Genomic DNA, 17,618 nt, shown 5'->3' with positions numbered 1-17,618 from the left:
GCTCCATGCAGCAAACCCTTCCCGCCCGCCTGTACGGTTGTCCCGACGCCTGGGCGCGGGAACGGCCGGAGGTGTTCGGGCGCGCCTGGCTGTTCCTGGGCCATGAGGCCGAGGCGGCGGAGACCGGCGACTGGGTCGCGACGGACATCGCCGGGCATCGGCTGATGATGGTGCGCGGCAAGGACGGCGTGCTGCGCGCGTTCCACAACGTCTGCCGCCACCGCGCCGGGCCGCTGGTGCAGGGCGAGCGCGGCCATTGCGAGGGCGAACTGGTCTGCGCCTACCACGGCTGGCGCTATGCGCTGGACGGGCGTCTGCGGGCGGCGACGGGGTTCGGCGCGGCGGATGGATTCGACCCGCGGGAGTACGGGCTGTTCCCGGTGCGGACGGAGATCTGGCGCGGGCTGGTGTTCGCCAACCTGGCCGCGGACGCGCCGTCGCTGGATGACCATGTCGCGCCGCTGGAGGCGCTGCTGTCCGAGCGCGGTCTGACGGTGGCGAAGCCGGCCCTGCGGCGGGCGCACGCGCTGGCCTGCGACTGGAAGGTCTACGTCGAGAATTACCTCGAAGGGTATCACATCGGCGCGGTGCATCCGGTGCTGGCCGACGAGCTGGGCTCGGCCGAGTACCGCGTCCGGGTCGAGGGCGAGCTGGTGATCCAGGAGGCGGTCGGCGTGAACGACGGGCCGCAGGCGGGGGTCTGGGGCTGGCTGTGGCCGAATCTCGGGATCAACGTCTATCGCGACGGAGCGATGATCGAGCGGATGACGCCGATCGGGCCGGGCCGGACGCGGCTGGACTATCTGTTTTTGAACGACGGCGGAGAGGGCGCGTTGGGCGATGCGCTGGCCGCATCGGACCGGCTGACGGCCGAGGACGCCGCCATCTGCGAGGCGGTGCAGGCCAATCTGTCCGCCGGAGCCTATGACCGCGGGGTCCTGAGCCCGCGCCACGAACCGGCCCTCGCCTGGTTCCAGACCCGTCTCGCCAAGGTGCATGCATGACCGATAGCCACCAGCCGCTGCCCGAAGACATTCTGGCGGACAAGCACAAGCTGGGGTGGGCGCTGGCCGCGCTGGTGGTCGCCGGGAACATGATCGGTTCGGGCGTCTATCTGCTGCCCGCCACCCTCGCCCCGGTCGGCAGTTCGAGCGTGATCGGCTGGATCGCCGCCGGGATCGGCGCCGTGACCCTGGCGCTGGTGTTCGCGGCGCTGGGGCGGTTGCAGCCGGACGCGGACGGCCTGGCGGGCTTCGCGGAGCGTGGCCTGGGGCGGTTCTTCGGCTTCCAGACCTCGCTGGCGTTCTGGACGGCCTGTCTGGTCGGCAACGTGGCCATCGCCGTCGCGGCGACCGGATACCTCGCCTATTTCTTCCCGATCCTGAAGGAGCCGGTGGCGGCGACATTCTGCAATCTGGGCCTCATCTGGCTGGCGACCGGGGCCTACATCATGGGTGCGCGGGCGGCGTCGGGATTTGCGGCCATCGCCCTGGCCATCGGTCTGGCCCCGCTGGCCGTCGCCGTGGCGGCGGGCGCGATCGCGTTCGATCCCGACGTCTTCAGGGCGTCGTGGAGCCCCAGCGGCGCGCCCCTGCACCAGAGCGTGCCGGCGTCGCTGGCGATCATTTTCTGGGCCTTCCTGGGCGTCGAGAGCGCGGCGGTGCTGTCGGCGCGAGTGCGCAACCCGGCCCGGGACGTCGGTCGGGCCTCGATCGCGGGCGTGCTGCTGGCGTCGGCGGTCTATATCGCCGCCAGCGTGGCGGTGTTCGGCGTGATCCCGGCCAATGTGCTGGCGCAATCGACCAGCCCCTATGCCGACCTGACGGCGCGGGTGTTCGGGGCCTCGATCGGCGGGGCGGTGGCGGTCTGCGCCATCATCAAGGCGGTCGGGACGCTGGGCGGCTGGGTCATGTTGGGCGGAGAGACCGCGCGGGCGGCGGCGCGTCACGGCTATCTGCCGTCGGGCTTCGGCCAGGGGAATCACACGCCGATCGCCAATCCGCTGCTGGGCGGGGCGATCATGAGCGTGGTCACGGTCATCTCGGGCCAGTCGACGCTGGGCGGCCAGTTCGGGATGCTGATCGGCGTGACCTCCGTGCTGAGCCTGGTGGTCTACGGCCTTTGCTCGGCCTCGCTGTTCCGGATGGCGCGGTGGACGCGGGCGCGCTTCATCGCCGCGCTGGGCCTGCTGTTCACCATCGCCGCGGTGGTCGCCGCGGCGCCCGGATACATCCTGCCGACGGCCGGATTCTTCGTGGTCACGACGGTCGCGTGGGTCGCATTCCTGAGAAAGTCGTCATCGCGCGTTGACCCCACCCACGCAGGGGCCTAACCACCCCGCCGTTTGTCCGCCGGATTCCGGCACTACGGAGCGCGCCATGACCCAGACCCTTCTTCCCGGAGTCACAGGCGTTCTGGCGCTGGCGGACGGCACCGTCTTCCAGGGCATCGGTTGCGGCGCGACCGGCACGGCGTTGGGCGAGGTTGTCTTCAACACCGCCATGACCGGCTATCAGGAAATCCTGACCGACCCGTCGTACATGAGCCAGATCCTGGCCTTCACCTTCCCGCACGTCGGCAATGTCGGCGTGAACGTCGAGGACGTGGAGCAGATCGGCGGCGGCTCGGACACTTCGGCGCGCGGCGCGATCTTCCGCGACGTGCCGACCGATCCGGCCAACTACCGCTCAGAAAGCGATTTCGACGGCTGGATGAAGCGCCGCGGCGTCGTCGGCCTGGCCGGGATCGACACCCGGGCCCTGACCGCCCGTATCCGTGACGGCGGCGCGCCGCACGCGGTGATCGCCCACGATCCGGACGGCAATTTCGATCTCGACGCCCTGGTCGCCGAAGCGAAGGCGTGGACGGGCCTGGTCGGTCTGGACCTGGCCAAGCCGGCGTCGACGCTGCAGTCGTTCGACTGGGACGAAGGCCTGTGGGACTGGCCGGAAGGCCATCCGCGCGTGAACGCGACGGGCAAGACCGTGGTCGTGGTCGACTATGGCGTGAAGCGGAACATCCTGCGCGCCCTGGCCTCGACCGGCGCGAAGATCACCGTGGTGCCGGCGACGACGACGGCCGAGGAGATTCTGGCCCGCAATCCCGACGGCGTCGTGCTGTCGAACGGTCCGGGCGATCCGGCGGCGACCGGCGAATACGCCGTGCCGGAGATCAAAAAGCTGGTCGAGAGCGGCAAGCCGCTGTTCGGCATCTGCCTGGGGCACCAGATGCTGGCCCTGGCGCTCGGCGCGAAGACCGTGAAGATGGATCAGGGCCACCACGGCGCGAACCATCCGGTGAAGGACCTGACGACCGGCAAGGTCGAGATCGTGTCGATGAACCACGGCTTCACCGTGGATAGCGCCAGCCTGCCCGACGCGGTGGTCGAGACCCACGTCAGCCTGTTCGACGGCACCAACTGCGGCATCGCCCTGAAGGACAAGCCGGTGTTCAGCGTCCAGCACCACCCGGAAGCCTCGCCGGGGCCGACGGACAGCCTGTACCTGTTCCAGCGCTTCAGCGATCTGATGGACGGTCGCGGGGGTGCGCAATAACCCGCTCGACGTATCTGAACTGGCTGGGGCGGGTCATGCGGCCCGCTGCGGCGTCGTCGTCAGTCTCTGACAGCGCCGGCGCCGACCTCGTGCTGGGCTATGCGACTGGCTATGGCGTCGACTTCATCGAGGCCTTTGTGCGCTCGTTGCGGGCGGTTTATTCGGGTCCGGCGGCGCTGTTCGTGAGCGACGATCCGGCGGTCGCCGCCTTCCTCGCCGACCATGACGTCGAGGCGCTGCGCCCCATGCCGTCGGACGAATGGACACCGCAGCCGGTGGTGGCGCGGTTCGCCGACTATGCGCGGGTGCTGGCTGAGCGGCCGGGCGTGCGGGACGTACTGCTGACCGACGTGCGCGACGTCGTCTTCCAGGGCGCGCCGTTCGAACCGCGGGCGAAGGGCCTGGAGGTCTTCGTCGAGTACGAACGCAATGTGCTGGCCGACCACAGCTTCCAGATGAAGCATCTGCGGGCGGGTGTCGGGAGGGATCTGGCGGACCAGCTGAAGGATCACCGCTGCATCTGCGCCGGGACGATCGTGGGGCCGGCGGATGAGGCGGCACGGCTGTGCCGGCTGATCCTGGTGCTGGGCGCGATCCCCAAGTCGGCGATCGGCGGCGGGTTCGGCATCGACCAGGCGTCGCTGGCGGCGGCGGTCGGATACGGCCTGATCCCGGCGGACATCCAGGACAACTACAGGCGGGTCGCCACGGTCGGCCTGAGCCTGGAAGGCGTGGGCGTCGTGGACGGCGTGATCGTCAATCCGGACGGCGGGTTCAGTCCGGTGGTGCACCAGTACGACCGGCACGAAAACCTGGTTCAGGCGGTAAGAGAGCGCTGGGCGACGGCGACGCCGGATCGCGTCAGGACCGGACCCCAAGGACTGGACCGGCTGCTGGCGAAGCTGTCGGCTTCGACAGGACGTCGTTTGCCGGAACTGCGCTGAGGCAGCTCGCCGGGGCGCCGCGCGGATGGGCGTGACGGTGCCAGCTCCAGGCCGTCGAAACGATCGTTTGCAGATCAGAATGCGCAGGCGCGAAGCCCAGCTCCTGGCGGGCGTGGTGCGGGTCCGCGACCAGGCGCGGCGGGTCGCCGGGGCGGCGGGCGCCGGCGGGCGCGGGCAGGCTGTGGCCGGACACCTCTGAAATGGTCTGCAGGACCTCGCGAACCGAATAGCCGTCGCCGGTGCCGAGGTTGAAGGCCTGGCGGCCCTTCGCGCCGCCGATCAGACGTTCGAGCGCCTGGACGTGGGCGCGGGCCAGGTCGCTGACGTGGATGTAGTCGCGGATCGCCGTGCCGTCGGGGGTGTCGAAATCCTCGCCGAAGACCTGGAAGTCGTCGATGTGGCCCTGGATGGCCATCATGGCGCGCGGGATGAGATGGGTCTCGGTCTGCCGGAACTCGCCGATCTCGCCGTCGGGGTCGGCGCCGCAGGCGTTGAAATAGCGGAGCATGACCGGGTTCAGCGACTGCTTCGAGGCGACCTCGGCGATCACCTCCTCGCACATCAGCTTGGCGCGGCCGTAGGTGTTGACCGGGTTGCGGGGCGTGTCCTCGGACATCGGCCGGCCGCCGGGGGCGTCGCCGTACACCGCGCAGGTGCTGGAGAAGACCAGGTTGTCGCAGCCGGCCTGCCGCATGCCTTCGAGCAGGGCCAGGGTGCCGCCGAGGTTGTTGTGGAAATAGAGCAGCGGGTTGGTGGCGGATTCGCCGACGATGGACGAGGCCGCGAAATGCATCACGGCGGCCACGTCGTGCTCGACCAGGGTCGCGCGGACGCGTTCGACGTCGTGGATGTCGCCCAGGACCAGCGGCCCCCAACGGACGAAGGCCTCGTTGCCGGTGGAGAGGTCGTCGAGGGTCACGGGCAGGTAGCCGGCCAGCGACAGCGCCTTGCAGGCGTGACTGCCGATGTAGCCGGCGCCGCCGGTGACGAGGATGGCCTTCCGGGTCATTCGAACCTTCGGATCAGATGCGGGAGCGAGCCCTTCGCACCCGGACATGACGACAGGAAGGCCGTCAGAAGGCGCCGGGACGATTGGCCGCTGCCGGTCAGTCGGCGAATCCGAAGCGGACCGCGACGCTGACGAGGGCGTCCTTGCCGTCGTGCGAGCGCATCAGGACGGAGACGTAGCGCACCGGTCCCAACTGGCGGCCCGAGGCGGCGGCGATGGACTCGGCCTGGGCGCGGGCGCGGGCGACGCCGTCCGCGGTGGCGGCGTTCCAGACGCGCTCGCCCGGATCGTTGGTGGTGTCGAGGCCCATCAGGCTGAGGAAGGGCTGCAGCTGGCCGAGGTTCAGGCCGTTGAGGCTGTCGTCCAGATCGGTGACGCCGGCTTCGACCAGGGCGTCGACGAAGGCGGGCAGGCGGGTTTCGTTCGGGCGCTCGATCGTGACCTGAACCGTGGCCGTGACGGTGCGGGCCATGGAAGCCTCTGCGCTGACGGACGGGGCCGTGGAACCGTCGTCTTCGATGCTGGCGACCGCTTCCATGGCGGCTGCGGCGGCGGCGTCCAGCGGATTGAAGGAGGCCTCCGTCATGGCCCAGTCCATCTCTTCCGAGATGGCGTAGTTGGTGGCGCCGACCTCGATGGAGACGTCGAAATTGTTGGCGACGGAGCGGACGCGCTCCAGCTGGGCGTTGCGGTGGGCGACGGCCTCGGCGGCGGTTTTGCCCTCGCCCTTGATGTTGATGATCATGGCGCTGCTGACCGCCGGCATGGGCTCGCGGCCCTGGGCGGTGACGAAGACGCCCGGTCCGCCGGCGACGGACTCGGCCATGCTCTGACCGAATTGGTCGACGGCTGCGGCTATCGGCCCGGCGATGTCCTGGGCGGCGGCCGGAGAGGCGGCCAGAAGCAGGGCGGCGGCGGCCGCGACGACGGTTTTCATGACTGGATCCCCCAAAGCTTGGCCGCAAGAAACCACGGGTCGGCGTCGGGCGACAACCCTGCTCGCGCCGCCGTGGCGTCCGGTCGCGCAGCGGTGCAGTATGGGGACGGGAGCGAGGGAAGGCCGATGACTGCACAGTCCGTCTTCAGAGGTGAGGCCTCGATGGCCCAGCCCGCAGCCGCCGCGGGCGGCGTGACGCGGGCGGGCGCGGCGCGGATCGACAGCATCGACATGCTGCGCGGCCTGGTGATCGTGCTGATGGTGCTGGATCACGTGCGGGATTTTTTCCATCGCACCGCCTTCACCGCCGACCCGCTGGCGCTGGATTCAGGGGACCCGGCGCTGTTCATGACCCGGTGGGTGACCCACCTGTGCGCGCCGACCTTCGTGTTTCTGGCAGGGGTGTCGGTCTGGCTGCAGCGCGCCAACGGCAAGAGCCGGCCCGAGCTGACGCGGTTCCTGCTGACCCGGGGCGTGTGGCTGATCGTGCTGGAGCTGACCGTTGTCGCGTGGGGATTCAACTTCGGAACCGGCGTGTTCCTCCAGGTGATCTGGGCGATCGGCGCGTCGATGCTGGCGATGGCGGCGCTGATCTGGCTGCCGCGGGCGGCGCTGCTGGCGTTGGGCGTGGCTCTGGTGGCCGGGCATCAGCTGCTGGCGCCGATCGACCCGCCGGACCTTGGCGTGATGGCCCCCGCCTGGAACGCGAGCTTCGAGTTCGGGCCGGGGCTGGGCGGCTTCGTCGCCTATCCGTTCGCGCCGTGGCTGGGGGTGATGCTGCTGGGCTATGGCCTGGGCGGTCTGTTCCAGCTTCCGGGCAGGGAGCGGACGCGGGCGGTCCTGTTGCTGGCGGGAGGCATGCTGTTGCTGTTCGTCGTCGTGCGGGCCCTGAACCAGTACGGCGACCCGCGGGCTTGGACCGTGCAGGCTGAGCCGCTGTGGACCTTCCTGTCGTTCATCGACGTCAGCAAATATCCGCCCTCGCTGGACTATGTGCTGGTGACGCTGGGCGTGTCGCTGGCGCTGCTGCCGTTGCTGGATCGGCTGAAGGGGCCGCCGGCTACGGTGCTTCTGACGTTCGGGCGGACGCCGCTGTTCACCTATGTGCTGCACGTCTACGTCGCGCACCTGCTGGCCCTGGCGGTCGGGGTGGCCATGGGCGTGCCGGCGTCGGCCTTCTTCAACATGCTGGGTGACCCGAGCCGGCTGATTGCGGCGGGCTGGGGCTTCGGGCTGCCGGAGGTCTATCTTGCCTGGCTGGTGACGCTGGCGCTGCTGTGGCCGCTGTCGCGCTGGTTCGAGGGCGTGAAGCAGCGCCGCCGCGACTGGTGGCTGGGCTACCTCTAGGGCAGGGGCGCGAAGCTGGTGTGCTCGCGCAGGGCGCTGGCGCGCTGCACCGCGACGGGCGCCGCATGGAGCCAGTAGCGGGCGTCCTCGTGACGATTGCAGCGCCGGCGCTCGACGCCGCGCATGCGCCGCAGCGCCGCGTTCTCGAGCAGGCGGGCGTGGAGCGCGCGGGGGGACATTGCGGCGATGGCGGGGGAGCCGGGCACGGCGACGGCGTCGGGTCCCGTCGGCTCGACCGCCGGGCGGGCGATAGCGATGAACATGCGGTTTTTCACTCTCGACCGGGTCGTCCGGGCTTCGCCCTTGACCGGTCAGACGCCGTTCCTTTTCTCGAACGGACACAGATTGAATCCACAGCCCTGTGGATTGTTCCAACAAATTGCGCGGTAATTCAGTCGCTTAATGCCGATGTTTTGCCTTGTTGGTTAATCAAAGGTAAATGACAATGCCGTGCGGTTTTCAATGACGACGGCTTGCCACCCACGACCGCTTTTGACGTGCCGCGCTGCAATAGTCCCCGAATCTGCCCACAGGAGGTGTTGGAAGTGGGGACGATGGATCGGATGGCCGGAAAATCGGTTCAAAGAGGCCTGCCGAATCCGTCTATCGAACCGTGAAATTCTCCGATCAGTTCATTGACGAGCTCAAAGCGCGGCTTCGACCGTCCGATGTGATCGGACGAACGGTCAAGCTCAAGCGGCAAGGACGCGAGTACGTCGGCCTCAGCCCGTTCTCGAAGGAAAAATCTCCTTCCTTCTTCGTCAATGACGACAAGGGATTTTTCCATGATTTCAGTTCGGGAAAGCATGGCGATGTCATCAGCTTCCTGCAGGAGACCGAGCGACTAAGCTTTGTAGAGGCGGTGCAAAGGCTGGCGGGTGAGGCGGGCATGGCTCTGCCGGCCGATGATCCGCAGGAAGCACAGCGAGAACAGCGGCGGCAGGGTCTCTCAGATTGGATGGACTTGGCCCAAAAATGGTTCGCGGCGAACCTGCGCCGAACCTCCGGAAAGGCTGTGCGCGAATACTTGGCCAAGCGCGGTCTGCCCGAGGATCAATGGGAGCGCTTCGGTCTGGGCTATGCGCCTAATGATCGCGAAGGTCTGAAACAGGCGTTGGTTCAGCGAGGAGCCAAGCCTGGTGAGTTGGTCGAGGCCGGGTTGCTGATCGCGCCGGAGAGCGGAGGTCAGCCATACGATCGGTTTCGCGACCGGCTGATGTTCCCGATCCTGGATGCGCGAGGGCGGATCGTCAGCTTCGGAGGCCGGGCGATGAATCCGGACGACCGAGCAAAATACTTGAACGGTCCAGAGAGCCCGCTCTTTCACAAGGGTGCCACCCTGTACGGGCTACCAGAAGCACGGCGCATTCTCGGTGCAGAATCCAAGTCCGACCAGTCGATCGTAGTGGTCGAGGGGTACATGGACGTGATCGCCTGCCAGCGGGCAGGCATACCGGCCGTCGCTGCAATGGGGACGGCGCTAACGGAAGAGCAGATGGGGCGACTATGGCGTGTGTCGGCCGAACCCGTGCTCTGCTTTGACGGTGACGCAGCCGGTCAGCGAGCTGCTGCTCGAGCGATTGAGAGGGCCTTGCCACTATTGAAGCCTGACAAATCGTTCGCGTTTGCGTCTTTGTCGGGAGGAAAGGACCCTGACGACATTCTGCGGGAGCAGGGGGCTGGAATCCTTCGTCAGCAGATGTCGGTTCGCACGCCGCTAGTAGATGCGCTGTTCGAGATCGAAAAACAGGCCGCGGCCCCCTTGGATACGCCTGAACGTAAGGCAGGTTTGAAGCTTCGCCTCCGCAAGGCCGCCGCTGCCATTGCGGACGCGGATCTGAGTGCGGCGTACCGTCAGCACTTCTTCGAAAGATATGACGCTCTGTGGCCCAAGAGCGGTGCTCAGTACACGCCCAGTGACGCAGGCCGAGATTTGGCGCGTCATAGATGGACTAAAGCCCGCAGACTCGAAGGAGCTAGCGAAGAAGGCAGGCGCGCGCACGGCCTGCTTATGGCTGCACCCAAGCCGCTCGTTGCGGCAGTAGCAGAGGGCCTTCTCCGTAATCCGGAAGTCGTCCAAGAGAAGATGGAAACGCTCAGCGCCCAAGGACTCGGTGACGACGAGCTCATGGCATTCGCTAAAGATATGATCAAAGTGAGCTTCGATATTCCGGGCGCAGACGAGGGCCTTTTGCGCAATAGGCTCAACGCCTTGGGACATAGTCAGACGCTTGATCTCTTGGCCAAGACCGCAGCCAAGGCGTCAGCGCCGTTCCTTCGTGATGACCCCGACGACGCGGCGCGTGATCAGTTGATTTCTGCCTTGGAGATGTTGGTGAAGATACTCACCCTCAACCGCGCGTTGGATGTGATGAAGACAGAAGACGCGTTCGATTTCCCGGTGTTTTCCAACCTGAAGGCAGAGCGAGACGCTCTCGCCCGCTACCTCGCGAGCGGAGCTCTATGGTCGGAAAACGCTAGCGGCGCGGTGCATTGACATCGGGCAGGACCTTGACTCTGCTGCGCTCCGTCGCCATCTGGCGCAATCGGGTCATGACGTCTTAATGCGTGAGGTCGAGAAGGCGGCGGCAAAGTCCGGCGCGCCTTTCCTGGCTGCAGACAAGCCCCTCGGCGAGACGAGGATCCGATGGTCGCAGGCGTTCGACGCGCTTACCCGTGTCGCAGCGCTGGAAGACGCCCTGTCGTCGGCACGCAGTGTGCCGGGGCAGGACGAGGCATTCCGCCGGCTGAAGGCCGAGCGGGACGCTTTGCGTCGTGCGATCAAAACCGGAGAGATTTGGGAAGACAGCACGGGCTCGTAACTAACGACCCCGCCACACGTTGTATCGGCGGAGGGCCTGATCAGCCCCCGCCCGGAGAGAAGACTGAATGAGCGCCCAGACCGAGACGCAGGAAGCCGAAGTCCAGTCAGACGGCCCGCTGCTCGACCTTACCGACGCTGGCGTCAAGAAGTTCATCAAGCAGGCGAAAGCCCGTGGCTATGTGACGATGGAGGAGCTGAACAAGGTCCTGCCGTCCGAAGAGGTGACCCCCGACGCGATCGAGGACACCCTGGCCATGCTGAGCGAGATGGGCGTCAACGTCGTCGAGGCCGAGGAAGACGCGGAGCAGAAGGAAGGCGAGGGCGGCGAAGTCGCGGAACGCGCCGAGACTTCGGTCGCCGAGACCCCGGCCAAGGCCGCCTATGACCGCACCGATGACCCGGTGCGCATGTACCTGCGCGAGATGGGTTCGGTCGAGCTGCTGAGCCGCGAGGGCGAAATCGCCATCGCCAAGCGCATCGAGGCCGGCCGCGACGCCATGATCTCGGGTCTGTGCGAAAGCGCGCTGACCTTCGAGGCCATCATGGTGTGGCGCGACGAACTGGCGAACAATCGCATCCTGCTGCGTGAGGTCATCGACCTGGACGCGACCTACGGCGTGCTGAACCCGTCGTCCCTGCCGCACAACCAGCCCCCGGCCGGTGAAGTGGTCGAGGAAGAGCCGGAAGAGGGCGCCGAGCCCAAGCCGGAAACCGACGACGAGGAAGACGAGGACTTCGACGACGGCGGCGGCATGTCGATCTCGGCGCTGGAAGCCGAGCTGCGCGACGGCGTCATGGAAGTGCTGGACGCGATCGCGGCCGACTTCGGCGGCTTCCGCAAGCTCCAGGACAAGCTGGTCGAGTCGCGCCTGAAGGGCGAGACCCTGAACGCCAAGGACCAGAAGGCCTACGACACCCTGACGACGACCATCTCGGGCCGTCTGAAGACGATGAAGCTGAACAACAACCGCATCGAGGCGCTGGTTGAGCAGCTCTACGCGATCAACAAGCGTCTGATGGGTCTGGAAGGCCGGCTGCTGCGCCTGGCCGACAGCTACGGCATCTCGCGTCCCGAGTTCCTGAAGTCGTATTTCGGCAAGGAGCTGGATCCGAACTGGGCCGAGAACGTCAAACAGATGGGCGTGCGCTGGACCAAGTTCAGCGACAACGAAGCCGCGCAGATCGCCCAGATTCGCGGCGACGTGGCCGCCGTGGCCACCGAGGCCGGCCTGCCGATCGACGACTATCGCCGCATCGTCCAGACCGTCCAGAAGGGTGAGCGCGAGGCCCGTCAGGCCAAGAAGGAAATGGTCGAGGCCAACCTGCGCCTCGTGATCTCCATCGCCAAGAAATACACCAACCGCGGTCTGCAGTTCCTGGACCTGATCCAGGAAGGCAACATCGGTCTGATGAAGGCGGTCGACAAGTTCGAGTACCGCCGCGGCTACAAGTTCTCGACCTACGCCACCTGGTGGATCCGTCAGGCGATCACCCGCTCGATCGCCGACCAGGCGCGGACCATCCGCATCCCGGTGCACATGATCGAGACGATCAACAAGATCGTCCGCACCAGCCGCCAGATGCTGCACGAGATCGGCCGCGAGCCGACCCCGGAAGAGCTGGCCGAAAAGCTGGCCATGCCGCTGGAGAAGGTGCGCAAGGTCCTGAAGATCGCCAAGGAGCCGATCTCGCTCGAAACCCCGATCGGCGACGAGGAAGACTCGCACCTGGGCGACTTCATCGAGGACAAGAACGCCGTCCTGCCGATCGACGCCGCCATCCAGTCGAACCTGCGCGAGACCACCACCCGCGTGCTGGCGTCGCTGACGCCGCGCGAGGAGCGGGTCCTGCGGATGCGCTTCGGCATCGGCATGAACACGGACCACACGCTGGAAGAAGTCGGCCAGCAGTTCTCGGTCACCCGCGAACGGATCCGTCAGATCGAGGCCAAGGCGCTGCGCAAGCTGAAGCACCCGAGCCGGTCGCGGAAGCTGCGGTCCTTCCTGGACAGCTGATCCCGCGAGACGACACGAGGGCCCGGCGTCGACGCCGGGCCCTTTTTCGTGCGCGAAATCTAGAACTCGAAAATGGTGACGGCGCCGCTGCGGATGATCCGGCGCGCTACGGGGCGATCCCGCGCGCCATGGCAGCGCGCCCCGGTGCGGTTCGAGAGGACGCAGGTCTGGATCACCTGGGCCCGGACCATCATCACCGCCGTCGACGTCTGGCCGGCGGCGGGCGTGGCGGTGAGCAGAAGCAAGGGAAGAAGGATCACCGGCGTCTCCAGGCTCAGAACTCGACGTCTATGCGCACCGTGTCCGAGTAGTCGCCGGCCGGCACCGCCTGTCTGGGCCAGATCACGCCATAGACCCGGAAACTGGCCCGGCCAAGGCCCCGTGTAAGCTGCACTGGCTCAACGGTGCCGTTGGAGCCGTCCCCCAGCACGAGGTGGTGGCCGGGATCGGCGAAGAGGTTGTAGCGCAGGGTTGCATCGCCGTTGGTCATGGCGCGGTCCAGGGGCTGGGCCGAGCTTCCCGACGACAGGCTGACCCGGACGCCCGCCGTGGCGACGAGAGGCAGGCATGACAGATCTATGCGGCCCAGCGCCGTGCCCGGGGCCTGGTCGAGCGCGCTGTAGATGCCGAAGTTCAGGCCCGGCGAACGGATGTTGCAGGTCGCCGCAGGCGGTGGAGTCTGGGCCGCCGCGGCCGACGAGGCGAACAACAGGGAAAGGGTGATCAGGGCGCGCATGTGAAGGGTCCCAGGCGGGGCAGGCTGCCCTCGACGACCTCGGCGGTGAAGGTCACCGAGCAGGCGCCTTCGCGCCATGAAAGCTCGAGGCGGTTTTCGCCATTCTGCAGGCCGCGCACGTAGATCTCGCCGTCGAAGCCGCTGACGGCCGGGTCCTCGACTCCTGCGATCCTGACGCGGGCGCCGACGGGCGGGGCAGAGCCGTCCGGCATGCGAACGGTCACGATGGCGGACCGGGCATGATCGACGGCAAAGCGGGTGACGAGGCCGGCGCCTCCTCGCGGCGAAACCAGCGTCGCCGAATCCCGAATGCTTGCGTCCGGCGGGAGGTCCAGGGGCTCGATGGAGATGGCGTTCGGCGCATAGGACTGAAGCCCGGGAAGGAACAGGCGGCCGCGGTCGTTGGTCCGCCCGATGGTGCGGTTCTCGAGCGCCACCCGGACGCCGGGGGAGTTCTCGACCTCCACCACGGCGAAGGCGTCGTCCAGGCGCCCGGCGACGTAGGCCTGGCCATCCATGAACACGAACGACTGCACGACGCCGGCCTGATAGCCGGCGGAGCCCTCGATCTCGGTGGCGGCGAGGTGAAGATTGGCGAACCGGCCTTCCCAGTCGGCCTGGGCGTCGAAGCGCTCGAAGTCCCCTTCTGTACCCTCGATCTGCCACGTCAGGCGTTGGTTGAACGCTTCGCCCCGCACCTGGGCGAAGGTCGCGCGTTGATCATTGTCGCGCCAGGTCTCCTGGGCGTAGGCCTGAACGCCGCCGCCCAGCGGGAAGGACGCCGCCAGGACGACGCCCCAACTGTCATCCTCCAGTTCGGCGAACGCGCTGGTCGAAACGTGGATCTGATTGCGGAAGAGGTCGATGCCCCATGTTCCGGAGGCGACCGTGCTGCGCCCGCCGTCCAGTTCCTCCTGGCTGGCGTAGGTGAGGTTGAGCTGGCCGGCGCGATCCATATTCACGCCAATCGACGCCAACGCCTTCCTCTTGTAGGTCGTGTATCCGAACAGGTCGGCCAGGTCGTGGTAGCCGTGGTTCTCGATGTAGCGACCGGTGAAGTTGAACCGGGAGGCGACGCGCTCGACGCCCAGAAACCAGGCCCAGCCGGTGCCGGTCGGCGCGTCGCTGACGAGCGCGGTCGCCTCGGCGACGAACAGGTCGCCAACGGCGAAAGCGGCGCCGCCCGCGCCCGTGACATAGTCCTTCGCGACGGCGGCGTAGCCGGTCACGGTCAGGTCGTCGTTGACGCCGTAGCGGAAATTCCCGGAGGCGAAGGTTCCTTCATAGTCGTTGCTCTGCAGGGAAAAGTTCTGGCGGGCCAGGCCCGCCTCCACGTTGAAAGTGCTCATGCCCTGCGCCAGCAGGAGAGTGGAGGAATAGAGCGGCAGGATCATCTGCGTCCGCCGACCGGCCTGGTCCGTCACGACGACACTGATCGAATTTGCGCCTGAAACGATCGGGAGGTCGGTCAGGCGCAGGGCGCCGGGCTCTACCGCACGTGAGTAACGCTGCACGCCGTTGATAAACAGATCGACTGAGGAGGGCACGGCGATGTCCTGGTTCAGCTCAGGCATCGGGGTGGTCACGACGTCAGGCCGCAGACTGAAATCGGTCATCCACTGGATTCCGCCGAAGCGGAACGGGCGCACCCAGATCGGGCCCGCGGTGTAGGAGTCGCCGAGACGCAGACGCCAGGCGCTTTCAGTCGAGTCGAAATCGACCCACGATTCCAGGCGGACGAACTCGTCTTCCCCGCCTTCGGTCGTGGTGTAGTAGCCGGTGCTGAAGGCGCTGAACCACGGTGAGAACAGGCGGGCGTCGAGATTGATCGAGACCGTCCGCGCCAGGTCGGGATCGTCAGGCTTCTCCGACCACTCCCCGAACAGATCGTATGACAGCATGGCGCCCCAGTCGGCGCGGCTGGGAATCCTCGGTACGCCCGGGGAGACGCTGATCAGGTTGGGTTTCAGGCGGTCGAAGGGCGCGGTGATGTCGATGGTCTGGGCGCGCTGGTCGATGCGCCACTCAAGACCGGGAACCTGGTCCAGATAGACGCGGCGCTCGCCATCCTCTGTCGTGACGAAGGCCTCGTCGAGAAGGAAGCCGAGGCCTTCGAACTGGTCGGCCGGAAGGGACAGGCGACCGTCCGTATCCCGGAAGCGGGCCACCAGTTTGAGCGGCCAGTCGTTCACCCTGACGTCGAGAAACAGGGTCGTTCCGGTCACGGGGAGAGGGGGCGGATCCTGCGCCCGAACCCCGGAAGGCAGAGCTGAAAGGAAGCTCAGAACCACCACGGCGCAGGAAAGGACGCGCGCTTGGCTCCGATCATGGCGTAACCGGGACATTGGCCTGGACCGTCCCGTATTCACCTTCCGCGCTGACCGCCAGGGACGCCGCCTGGGCGGCCCCGGATGTCAGGGTCCAGGCGCGGCTGCCGCCGCTGAGCACATAGCCTTCCAGCGGCGCATCGACGACGGGCTGGCCGTTGACGGTGACCTGGAGGTCGATCAGCCGTTCGCGCGTGTCGCCGTCGTTGATGGCGGTCAGCACCACTCCGTCGCCGGATCGCACCGCAGTCCAGCGCAGGCTGGGGCGCGAGGCGGTGGAAGGGGTGACGAAGACCGGCACCAACGCCCGGATCGCGGTCTGGACGCCGGTGGCCGAGGCTTCCTGCTGGGGCGGGATTTCGTCGAGGATCAGCCGGAAGGCCCGCTCCCGGGGCGAGTCGGGCATATGCTCCACGACCAGCCGGATGACCTGCGACTCGCCGGGACCGAGCGTGACCAGCGGCGGGCTGGCGAGGAGGACGGCGGAGGGCGAATAATCATCGATGCCGTTCGGCTGGCTCCAGTCGACGGTGCGGATCTGGACGTTCGTCGCGGCGGAATCGACATTGCGGATGGTGAGGGTGGCGGTCCGTTCCGGTCCGATCATCTGCACCCGGATGGGCCCGATCTCCAGCGATCCCGCGGCGACCGGGAAGGCGACCAGCACGGCGGCGGCGATCACTGCGGCGAATGCGCCAATCTTCGGCATGCGGGCCTCCCGGTCAGTAGTTGACGGTCACGCGGATGGTGTCGACATAGTTGCCGGCCGGCACGAGCTGGTTCGCCGGCACCTGACCGAAGATGGTGTAGACGACGGTCTGGCCGGTGTTCTGGGAGCCTTGCAGCTGCCAGGCCATGCCCGCCGTGTTGATGGGATTCTGCAGGGCCGCGTCGCGGTATAGCTGGTAGCCGAGACTGGCGCCCTGGCCCTGCATGGTTCGGGCCTGCGGGTTTCCGGATGATCCGCCGTCAAGACTGATCGTGGCCGATGACCCGGGCGTGCAGCGGAGATTCAGCGGGGTCGAGGCGGTCGCCGCGGTGGTCGAACTATAGGTGCCGAAATTCAGGTCCTGGGCTGTGATCTGGCAGTCCGCCACGACCTGGGCCCGAACGGCGAACTGGGCGGTCCGCGTCTGGGCCGTCGCCGTCGTCGCTGCGAGGCCCGCCAGGATCAGAACGGGCAATGAGATGCGCATCGTCGCCTCCAGCGGCATTGGTCCGTGGACGAGACGTTACGTGGGGCATGTCAGGCGCAGCATCAGGGATTACCCGGAGGGGGCCCGGGGGCTTCGCCCAAGAGGCGTGCGTCCTGTGACGCGAATTGTCGGGGTTTTTCCGTAGACTCGCGTTCGGTGAATCGGCATCCTCGCGTTAACCATTCGGGATCGCCGCCATGATCAGCCTGGGTCACCTGAAGCGTCGTCTGGGCCAGTATGCGGCCCTCTGGATGGGATCATTCCTGCTGGCCGGGGCCGCCATACTGGTCGGCATGATCTTCACCGATCTGATCGCGGTGGCGGATCTGGTGCTGCCGGTGATGCTGCTGGCGGTCACGCTGGGCATGGGCGCGGGGCTGGTGGTCAGCCTGCTGTCGAACGAGACCCTGGGCACCAAACTGGCGCTGCTGGGGCTGTCGGTGCTGCTGATCCTGCCGCTGCTGTGGGCGCCGGTGTCGGCGGCGGTCGGCATCGCCTTCTTCGCCGACCGTTCGATCGAATATTCCGAGGCCTATGCGACCTTCCAGATCGGCGTGGCGCAGGTGCTGTTCCCGCTGAGCCAGGCGTTCGGGCAGGGCGATCTGTTCGGCTGGGCCTGGACCGCGTTCCAGTGGGTGTCGAGCGTGGTGGGCTTCGCCTCGGCCCTGGCCAACATCTGGCCGATGATCCGCCGCCTGCTGGGACCGGAGCCCGCGACGGAAGCCTGAC

At 67.2% G+C, this 17,618-nt stretch carries 17 protein-coding genes; 9 read left to right on the top strand and 8 right to left on the bottom strand.

Annotation, left to right across the window (positions count from 1 at the left end; all coding sequences use genetic code 11):
- The first annotated feature begins 5 nt into the window (after positions 1-5).
- The 4 genes from GGR12_RS14170 to GGR12_RS14155 are packed head-to-tail and all read left to right on the top strand — an operon-like array spanning position 6 to position 4,498.
- Positions 6-1,004: an aromatic ring-hydroxylating oxygenase subunit alpha gene (locus tag GGR12_RS14170; protein ID WP_183205108.1), complete on the top strand. Its 999-nt coding sequence runs from the start codon at positions 6-8 to the stop codon at positions 1,002-1,004.
- Entirely contained in the window at positions 1,001-2,332 is a 1,332-nt protein-coding gene (locus GGR12_RS14165; RefSeq protein WP_183205107.1) for an amino acid permease, read from the top strand. The genes GGR12_RS14170 and GGR12_RS14165 overlap by 4 nt, the downstream gene beginning before the upstream one ends.
- A gap of 46 nt (positions 2,333-2,378) precedes the next feature.
- Positions 2,379-3,554 carry a glutamine-hydrolyzing carbamoyl-phosphate synthase small subunit gene (gene carA, locus GGR12_RS14160; protein WP_183205106.1) on the top strand — a complete coding sequence of 392 codons (1,176 nt, stop codon included), beginning with the start codon at positions 2,379-2,381 and terminating at the stop codon, positions 3,552-3,554.
- A gap of 35 nt (positions 3,555-3,589) precedes the next feature.
- Positions 3,590-4,498: a hypothetical protein gene (locus tag GGR12_RS14155; protein WP_183205105.1), complete on the top strand. Its 909-nt coding sequence runs from the start codon at positions 3,590-3,592 to the stop codon at positions 4,496-4,498.
- Here the strand turns inward: GGR12_RS14155 and galE are convergent.
- Positions 4,416-5,507 carry a UDP-glucose 4-epimerase GalE gene (galE, locus tag GGR12_RS14150; protein WP_183205104.1) on the bottom strand — a complete coding sequence of 364 codons (1,092 nt, stop codon included), beginning with the start codon at positions 5,505-5,507 and terminating at the stop codon, positions 4,416-4,418. The two genes, GGR12_RS14155 and galE, sit on opposite strands and share 83 nt — an antisense overlap.
- Before the next feature lie 97 nt (positions 5,508-5,604).
- The gene (locus GGR12_RS14145) at positions 5,605-6,444 is read right to left on the bottom strand and encodes an SIMPL domain-containing protein (RefSeq protein ID WP_183205103.1); all 840 of its coding nucleotides are present in this window, start codon (positions 6,442-6,444) and stop codon (positions 5,605-5,607) included.
- Between the two features lie 162 nt (positions 6,445-6,606).
- Between GGR12_RS14145 and GGR12_RS14140 the strand changes: the two genes are divergently transcribed.
- Positions 6,607-7,791, top strand: a complete 1,185-nt coding sequence (locus tag GGR12_RS14140; RefSeq protein ID WP_221212399.1) for an acetyltransferase domain-containing protein — start codon at positions 6,607-6,609, stop codon at positions 7,789-7,791.
- Here GGR12_RS14140 and GGR12_RS14135 read toward each other — a convergent pair.
- Entirely contained in the window at positions 7,788-8,054 is a 267-nt protein-coding gene (locus tag GGR12_RS14135) for a hypothetical protein (protein WP_183205101.1), read from the bottom strand. The two genes, GGR12_RS14140 and GGR12_RS14135, sit on opposite strands and share 4 nt — an antisense overlap.
- Positions 8,055-8,404: 350 nt before the next feature.
- Between GGR12_RS14135 and dnaG the strand changes: the two genes are divergently transcribed.
- The 3 genes from dnaG to rpoD all read left to right on the top strand — a co-directional run bounded on the left by dnaG (position 8,405) and on the right by rpoD (position 12,630).
- Positions 8,405-10,288 carry a DNA primase gene (gene dnaG, locus GGR12_RS14130; protein WP_183205100.1) on the top strand — a complete coding sequence of 628 codons (1,884 nt, stop codon included), beginning with the start codon at positions 8,405-8,407 and terminating at the stop codon, positions 10,286-10,288.
- 67 nt (positions 10,289-10,355) lie between these two features.
- Positions 10,356-10,613, top strand: a complete 258-nt coding sequence (locus GGR12_RS14125) for a hypothetical protein (protein WP_246328937.1) — start codon at positions 10,356-10,358, stop codon at positions 10,611-10,613.
- Positions 10,614-10,680: 67 nt separating this feature from the next.
- Positions 10,681-12,630, top strand: coding sequence for an RNA polymerase sigma factor RpoD (gene rpoD, locus GGR12_RS14120; RefSeq protein ID WP_183205099.1), 1,950 nt, complete (start codon positions 10,681-10,683; stop codon positions 12,628-12,630).
- A 59-nt stretch (positions 12,631-12,689) separates the two neighbouring features.
- On the opposite strand, the gene GGR12_RS14115 is transcribed toward rpoD, so the two are convergent.
- The 5 genes from GGR12_RS14115 to GGR12_RS14095 all read right to left on the bottom strand — a co-directional run bounded on the left by GGR12_RS14115 (position 12,690) and on the right by GGR12_RS14095 (position 16,889).
- On the bottom strand, positions 12,690-12,890 hold the full coding sequence (locus tag GGR12_RS14115) for a hypothetical protein (protein ID WP_183205098.1): 201 nt from the start codon (positions 12,888-12,890) through the stop codon (positions 12,690-12,692).
- A 14-nt stretch (positions 12,891-12,904) separates the two neighbouring features.
- Positions 12,905-13,366 (bottom strand): Csu type fimbrial protein, encoded by a 462-nt coding sequence (locus GGR12_RS14110; RefSeq protein WP_183205097.1) that lies wholly within the window; start codon positions 13,364-13,366, stop codon positions 12,905-12,907.
- A complete protein-coding gene (locus GGR12_RS14105) occupies positions 13,354-15,591 on the bottom strand; it encodes a fimbria/pilus outer membrane usher protein (RefSeq protein WP_183205096.1) in 2,238 nt (745 codons plus the stop codon). Before GGR12_RS14105 ends, GGR12_RS14110 begins: the two co-directional genes overlap by 13 nt.
- Positions 15,592-15,691: 100 nt before the next feature.
- Entirely contained in the window at positions 15,692-16,402 is a 711-nt protein-coding gene (locus tag GGR12_RS14100; protein WP_183205095.1) for a fimbrial biogenesis chaperone, read from the bottom strand.
- A gap of 13 nt (positions 16,403-16,415) precedes the next feature.
- The gene (locus GGR12_RS14095) at positions 16,416-16,889 is read right to left on the bottom strand and encodes a Csu type fimbrial protein (RefSeq protein ID WP_183205094.1); all 474 of its coding nucleotides are present in this window, start codon (positions 16,887-16,889) and stop codon (positions 16,416-16,418) included.
- Positions 16,890-17,086: 197 nt separating this feature from the next.
- On the opposite strand from GGR12_RS14095, the gene GGR12_RS14090 reads away from it, so the two are divergent.
- Positions 17,087-17,617 (top strand): hypothetical protein, encoded by a 531-nt coding sequence (locus tag GGR12_RS14090; RefSeq protein WP_183205093.1) that lies wholly within the window; start codon positions 17,087-17,089, stop codon positions 17,615-17,617.
- Position 17,618 lies beyond the last annotated feature (1 nt).

This window comes from Brevundimonas lenta (assembly GCF_014196335.1).
GTDB lineage: Bacteria > Pseudomonadota > Alphaproteobacteria > Caulobacterales > Caulobacteraceae > Brevundimonas > Brevundimonas lenta.
The sequence above is the reverse complement of the archived record's forward strand: the minus strand, read 5'-3'. Positions and strand labels throughout refer to the sequence as shown.